Origin of the sequence: Anaerotignum sp. (assembly GCF_045122575.1) — a bacterium.
In the GTDB taxonomy this organism is placed as follows: domain Bacteria; phylum Bacillota; class Clostridia; order Lachnospirales; family Anaerotignaceae; genus Anaerotignum_A.
In genome coordinates this window covers 1-5,864 of sequence record NZ_JBGVHV010000145.1, presented here as the reverse complement: position 1 = coordinate 5,864, position 5,864 = coordinate 1, and the positions used below count along the sequence as shown (strand labels likewise).

The following is a 5,864-nucleotide window of genomic DNA, read 5'->3' as shown; positions in this document are numbered from 1 at the left end:
CTGCCGGCTACGGGAATGATCCCTTCAGGCAGTTGATACACATAAGAGCCTTCCACAAATCCTTCTGATGCGAAAATGCCCATGTGAAGTTGATATTCCACACCTGTTTCTACGGAAAAGATGTCATTTTCATCCTGATGCAGAGGAAGACCATCCGTTCTCAGAATATGAAATCGAAGGGTACCAAACTGTGCCGCCAGATAATTTTCCATGTTTGCCTGTTCCGCAAATTCTGTCAGTGTAGGTATTTCAATCTGTTCCAGTTCTTCCTTCGTAATTTCTTCCTGTTCTCCTGCAATAACATCCTGAATCGTACAGATCAGGTTATTTTCCTCATCGTAACAGCCTTCTGTATGTTCATGTTTCTGAATACCATTGATGTTCACTTCGGGCTCTTTTACAGGCTCTTCTTCCGGGAAAACAGGGAAAACAGGTGTTTCCTGCTTCTCTTCCGTAACTTTTTCTTCCTCTTCTGGTTCCACTACAGTATCAGAAGGTTTTTCCTCCTCTTTCGGTAAAACATCTTCTTTTTCTGTATCGGGTTCTTTTTGGGAATCGTTCGTTACTTTTTCATCTGTAACCGGAGAATCTGGTTTATCATGCTCTTTATTTGAAGAATGATTTCCGGAATTGCTGCCGAAATCAGTTGTTTCATCTATATTTTCAGATTCTTCCGGTTCTGTTGTATCTTCAGACACTACAGGTTTTTCCGTATCTTCGGGTACTACGGGCGTTTCCGTATCTTCAGGCGCTGCGGGCGTTTCCGTATCTTCGGGTACTACGGGCGTTTCAGATCCCTGAGATACTTCCTCTTCGCTCTCATCTTCGTCATTCGGCTGTCCTTTTTCTGTGTCATCAAAATCATCAAAGATACCGCCAATTTCTATTTCTTCATAACAGTCATCATCATGGCTGTGTTCTTCTCTTTCACAGACCAGATTGCCTTCCCCATCATAACAATCTTCCCTATGGCTGTGTTCCTGCAATTCACAAACAAAGATCTGTTCTGTTTTCTTAGGATAGCAAGCATCTGTATGCTGGTGCTCTTTTTCTTTGCAAACCAGAATATGATCGCCGATCTCCTCTTCCGCCAGCTGTCTGAAGCACGCCTCATCATGCTGATGTTCCAGAACCTCCAGTTTTTCACAGTCATCACATCTGTCACCATGTTCGTGGGCTTCCACTTCTTCTTTATCACAATCCAGTTCTTCTACCGTAACATAACAGCCCTCATTATGGATATGTCCATCTACTTCTTCTTTGGTACAGGTCAGATACTTATTCCATTCATAACAATTATCTTTATGAGAATGGCCTTTATACTCTTTCTCTGTACAGATCAGTTCACGTTCTTCAAATTCTGTGGTTTCATAACAGCCATCGTCATGACTATGTCCTTCTTCTTCTGAATCACAGACCAGACTTGTCTTCGTAACGGTAGTATATTCATAACATCCGCCACTATGAGAATGACCTTCTGATTCTTCCTCACCGCAAACCAATTCTCCGCGCTCGTTCGCAAAACATGTCTCTCCATGAAAATGGCCTGTTTCTTCTTCACCACAAACCAATTCATCGTACACCTTATAACATCTGCTGCGATGGGAATGTTCTTCCACTTCATCCAATGTACAAAGCAGTAATTCATCTTCCCAATAGCAATTGTCGTCATGCTCATGGATAATAAAATCGGCCTGTCCACAGATCAGATTATTTTCCTCATCATAACATTCGTCATCATGCTCATGAACGCCTAGTGTCTCTGCCGTACAGATCAGTTCCACCGTTGGTGCAGGAATATAACATTCTTCTCCATGCAGATGTTCTTCATAGCCACAAATCGGCTTTTGCTGCAAAGTGATCGCAGGCAAAATCAGCGCATAGGTCGTACAGAAAACGACCATACACCCCATTGCATACACCGCTTTTTTCCAGCGCTTTTTACGCAGATATTCTTTATGAAGTTTTTCCGCTGTTTTTCTGAATTGATCATTCATACTGATTCCTCTTCTTTATTTATAAACTCCGAAATCCTCCGGCGGCCATACACAAAAAACGATTCTACCCACGATTTGCTCTTTATCAATGCAGCCAATAACACTGCTTCTGCTATCAACAGAAGATGTACGATGATCCCCCATCAGAAAATATCTGGATTCGGGCACCTGATAAGGAAGTTCAATATCACACTCCCCAAAGGCTTTTTCCTGCAAATAAGGCTCGTCCAGTTCTTTGCCGTTCACAAATACGACACCTTCTTCTGTGATATCGACCCACTCTCCTGACTCTGCGATCACCCGTTTCACCAGAAGTTTATTGCCAACATAGAACGCCACCAGATCTCCCTGCTCCAGATCATTTCCTTTTAAAGAAACGACGATCTGACCTTCTTTCAAAGTAGGAGTCATAGAATTACCATAAATCTGCAAAACAGGCATCCCGAGAGTTGCCATCAGAACGGCCACAGCTGCCACAACGACCAGTGTTGCAACTGTGCTTTTTAACATACCAAAATAACGTTGTTTGTGCTTTTCTCGCTTTAGCTCCGCCTCCAGCTTACTGATTTCAAGCTGTTCCAGTTCTTTATTATCAATCACTCTGCATCATCCTGTTCCTGTTTTGGCATACTCATAGACAAAAGTTCTCTTAATCCTGCATGTTCTTCATAGAAAGACTCCAGTCTGGTAGATACTTCCGTCCAATATGCTGCAGAATCCTGTTTCGCCTTTTCCAACATCTGATCGCAGGAAACCTTCGTTTCTGATAATAAACGATCTGCTTCCGCTTTTGTTTCCGCATCTCTTTTCGCACAGATTTCTTCCTGTCTGTCTTTCAGCATACGGATATTTTCCAGATACTGCTGGCTGGCAGCCTGTGCCGCTTCAAATACGCCATTCAAACGCAAAGAGGCTTCAGCAATAGAACCCGCTTCATCCACCTTTAATTGACGACTATTTAATTCCGCTTCCGCTTTTTCCAGTTTTCCCTGTAATTCATCCGCCCTTTTGCTCTGCGCAATCAGCATTTCCAACAATTCTGCACGACTTAATCTCTTCAAATCTTTTTCTGTCATCACTGCGGCACCTCTTAACTATTATGTAAATCAGATTATTCCCACTTATTTACTATATATAATATATTTTGATATTAACAAACACATAGTTGTCCGTCAACATGCTATGTAAAAAAATTATATTTTTCGTCATTTTTTGTAACCGTTTTATACGACCCCTTTGAATTGAATCAGTTCACATGTCTCTGTCTTTAACATTTTACTCCAATAGACGTTACAAAAGTGTTACACACGCAAAGCCGCTCGTCATCTATATACCGTAAACTTATTAAATAACGTATTACCTGTATCAAACAACATAACAATCATACATCTGTCTCTTGCTTATATTTCAGATATGCTTTTATGTGCGGTTTCTTTATTTGATCTATCTCGTTGATTCCAAACTCTGACTGTAGCCATTTGAAATACAACTTATTGGTATTTCCTACACTTTTGATTGTTCTGTCAGAACAGATTCTTAAGTTCAGCTTCAATAAATAATCCTCCAACATCGTTTCCAAATACATAAAAAAAGCCTCCTAACTAATAACTTGTACATCATTGTTAGGAAGCTTTGTATGTCATCTTTGACAGAATTTTTATTCAAAATTCACCGAATAAAGATGAATGAATTTTCACTTTTTATTGATTTTTAAGGATTTTTGAATGAATAATCATTCATCCCAGTTATGGTACACGTTCTGAACGTCGTCATCATCGTCCAGCAGATCCAGCAGTTTATTCATTTTTTTGATATCTTCATCAGATGTCAGTTCGGAATAAGTCTGAGGAATCATTGTTACTTCCGCACTTGCCATGGGGATGCCTGCTGCTTCCAGTGCTTCACGCACTGCGGAAAAGTCATCGGGAACTGTTGTGATTTCGTAGCTGTCTTCTTCTGCTGCGAAGTCTTCCGCACCAGCGTCCAGCGCAACCATCATCAGTTCTTCTTCGTCCATTTCCACTTCTTCTTTATCGATCACGATCAGACCTTTTTCGTCGAACATGAAGGATACGCAGCCACTGTTACCCATGTTGCCGCCGCCTTTTGTGAAAGCATTTCTTACATTGGCTGCCGCACGGTTTCTGTTATCTGTCAGCACTTCAACGATAACTGCAACGCCATTGGGGCCATAGCCTTCGTATGTTACTGTTTCGTATTCCACGCCTTCTTCGTTACCTGCTGCTTTTTTGATACTTCTTTCGATTGTATCGTTAGGCATGTTGTTAGATTTACATTTCGCAATTACGTCTCGCAGTTTGCCGTTTACCGCAGGATCAGGACCGCCGCTTTTTACAGCAACCTGAATTTCTCTGCCCAGCATTGTGAAGATCTTACCCTTCTTTGCGTCGTTTTTTTCTTTTTTATGTTTGATATTTGCAAACTTAGAATGTCCAGACATGTGGAACCCTCCTCCATAAAATTTCACCGATATATTTTAGCATTATTTTCGCCGCAATTCAAGGAAAATCGCCTTATTCCCCTTCTAAAAGAGACAATTTCCCATCCTGCCATACGCCATACAGTTCTTCCAGCAGGGTAAAGGGCTGCTGCCCGCGGAAAATCTCTGTCATTTTTTTCTCGAAGGCCTCTGCATTGTCGATTTCTACCAAAACGATATATTCCACCTTATCTGTATAAAGCGTATCGAATAATTCATGGCCACCCTGCAGGATCTCATACTGCACTTTGCCGGAATCCGTATAATCCGCCACAACAGAATATCTGCGATAAAGCACCAGTTCCGCGATCCCTGCCGCCAGAAGGCCTTCTTTTGCAGACTTGCCGTAAGCCCGCACCAGACCACCTGTGCCCAGCAGAGTGCCGCCGAAATAACGGGTCACCACAATGGCCGTATCCTTGATATCTTCCCCCTTCAGCACAGTCAGAACAGGCATGCCCGCTGTCCCCTGGGGCTCGCCGTCATCACTGAAACGCTGCAGTTCGTTTCTCTCACCGATCTGGTATGCAAACACATTGTGGGTGGCATTCCAGTATTTCTTTTTCATTTCTTCGATAAAGGCACGGGCTTCCTCCTCTGTTTTCACAGGGCGAACCGTTGCGATAAAACGGGATTTTTTCTCTACAATTTCCGCTTCCGCCTGCGCCAGGATCGTTTTATATTTTTTCAACATAACTTTCACCTTTTTCAAATTCAAATTTTCCTGAACTTTATAATAACACAAATTTCCTGCTCTGCTCAAGTCTGCGTTGCATGGAAACAGATTTTTTCGCACATCCTATCTACACAGGAAAGGAGAGGATACCATGATGTTTGGGAAAGAATATCGAGATCTGGCGGATATGCTGTTAAACAACGAACGGGCAAAAAAATTCTATAAAGACCTGCCTCAGGACGTGAAACAGACCGTCTCAGAAAATGGCAGCGAAATCCGCACCATGAGCGCCCTGCGCCATTTTGCAAAAACCGCCACAAAAACAGAAGCATAACAAAAAGGCTATCTGAATTTCTTCAGATAGCCGCTTTTTTTATTTATCAAAACCCATCAGTTTTGCACAGTTGTTATAAAATACATCTTTGATCTGTTCTTCAGTCAATCCGCTGGTCATGACCTTCATGCTTTCTACCACTGCAGGGTGGAAAGGCGCATCCGTGCCAAACATGATACGGTCAGCACCGACCGTTTCATAAGCTTCCTTGATTTTGGAAGGCATGGGCATACCGCTCATTTCCAGATACAGATTGGGGTATCTTCTGGCCATTTTCAGCGCCGCATCGATATAAACCCCATGACCATGACCCATGTGGATCATAACCACTTTTACATCGGGATGTCTTTCCGCCAG

6 protein-coding genes and 1 pseudogene are annotated in these 5,864 nt (G+C 42.4%); 1 reads left to right on the top strand and 6 read right to left on the bottom strand.

Annotation, left to right across the window (positions count from 1 at the left end; translation table 11 throughout):
* The 5 genes and pseudogenes from ACJMLT_RS07095 to ACJMLT_RS07075 all read right to left on the bottom strand — a co-directional run.
* Nucleotides 1-1,997 (bottom strand): annotated as a pseudogene (locus tag ACJMLT_RS07095) (hypothetical protein); the annotation flags it as partial.
* A 15-nt stretch (nt 1,998-2,012) separates the two neighbouring features.
* The gene (gene lepB, locus ACJMLT_RS07090; RefSeq protein WP_405728651.1) at nt 2,013-2,597 is read right to left on the bottom strand and encodes a signal peptidase I; all 585 of its coding nucleotides are present in this window, start codon (nt 2,595-2,597) and stop codon (nt 2,013-2,015) included.
* Nucleotides 2,594-3,073, bottom strand: coding sequence for a hypothetical protein (locus ACJMLT_RS07085; RefSeq protein WP_405728648.1), 480 nt, complete (start codon nt 3,071-3,073; stop codon nt 2,594-2,596). The genes lepB and ACJMLT_RS07085 overlap by 4 nt, the downstream gene beginning before the upstream one ends.
* 656 nt (nt 3,074-3,729) lie before the next feature.
* Nucleotides 3,730-4,458, bottom strand: a complete 729-nt coding sequence (locus ACJMLT_RS07080) for a YebC/PmpR family DNA-binding transcriptional regulator (protein WP_405728645.1) — start codon at nt 4,456-4,458, stop codon at nt 3,730-3,732.
* A 73-nt stretch (nt 4,459-4,531) separates the two neighbouring features.
* Nucleotides 4,532-5,191, bottom strand: a complete 660-nt coding sequence (locus ACJMLT_RS07075) for a YigZ family protein (protein WP_405728642.1) — start codon at nt 5,189-5,191, stop codon at nt 4,532-4,534.
* A gap of 133 nt (nt 5,192-5,324) precedes the next feature.
* On the opposite strand from ACJMLT_RS07075, the gene ACJMLT_RS07070 reads away from it, so the two are divergent.
* Nucleotides 5,325-5,507: a hypothetical protein gene (locus ACJMLT_RS07070; RefSeq protein WP_405728639.1), complete on the top strand. Its 183-nt coding sequence runs from the start codon at nt 5,325-5,327 to the stop codon at nt 5,505-5,507.
* A gap of 39 nt (nt 5,508-5,546) precedes the next feature.
* Here the strand turns inward: ACJMLT_RS07070 and ACJMLT_RS07065 are convergent.
* The coding region (locus ACJMLT_RS07065; protein WP_405728637.1) for an amidohydrolase family protein at nt 5,547-5,864 on the bottom strand (318 nt) is incomplete at its 5' end.

Coding starts and splice junctions, on each gene's coding strand:
- ACJMLT_RS07085 (WP_405728648.1), bottom strand. CDS start 3,073: ATGACAGAAAAAGATTTGAAGAGATTAAGTCGTGCAGAATTGTTGGAA.
- ACJMLT_RS07080 (WP_405728645.1), bottom strand. CDS start 4,458: ATGTCTGGACATTCTAAGTTTGCAAATATCAAACATAAAAAAGAAAAA.
- ACJMLT_RS07075 (WP_405728642.1), bottom strand. CDS start 5,191: ATGTTGAAAAAATATAAAACGATCCTGGCGCAGGCGGAAGCGGAAATT.
- ACJMLT_RS07070 (WP_405728639.1), top strand. CDS start 5,325: ATGATGTTTGGGAAAGAATATCGAGATCTGGCGGATATGCTGTTAAAC.